This is a genomic window from Mesorhizobium sp. LNHC209A00 (genome assembly GCF_000502915.1).
Lineage (GTDB): Bacteria > Pseudomonadota > Alphaproteobacteria > Rhizobiales > Rhizobiaceae > Mesorhizobium.
In genome coordinates this window covers 1-509 of sequence record NZ_AYWT01000058.1, presented here as the reverse complement: position 1 = coordinate 509, position 509 = coordinate 1, and the positions used below count along the sequence as shown (strand labels likewise).

General features: G+C 70.5%; 1 protein-coding gene. It reads right to left on the bottom strand.

The features are described 5' to 3' along the window. On the bottom strand, positions 1-509 hold a 509-nt coding region (locus X739_RS1000000170155), incomplete at both ends, for a DUF5801 repeats-in-toxin domain-containing protein (protein ID WP_032924637.1).

The window sequence follows — 509 nt, the reverse complement described above, 5'->3', positions numbered from 1 at the left end:
TCGTTGATGGTCAGCAGGCTGCCGAGGTTGAGCGCCTGCGAGGCCTTGTCGCCGTCGCCGTCCGTCACCGTCGCCGTCAGCGTGATCAGGTTCGACAGGCTGGTGCCGTCGTTCGGCGTGTTGCTGGCGCCGTCCTCATGCACCGCCCGGTCGAGATCGAACGACACCTTGCCGTTGGCGTCCACGCTCACCGTGAACACCAGCGCGCCGCCGGCGCCGGCATGGCCTTCGACCACGCCGCTGGCGTTGACCGACAGGATCACCGCCAGTCCGCTCGCCGTGTCGACCAGGCCGGAGGACCCGCCCGCCACGCTCAGCGCATAGCTGGTCGTGCCGCCATCGGCGCCCGTCGCCACCGTGAAGGCGTCGCTGAAGGTTGCTTCCGCATGCGTCGAGCCGGCAGGCGCCTGGCCCGAGCCGTTGATGCCGCCATTGGTCGCCGCCGTCAGGAAGCTCTCGTCGACCGTCAGCGCGTGCGTCGTCCCGCTCAGCCCGATCGTCGGGCCGTC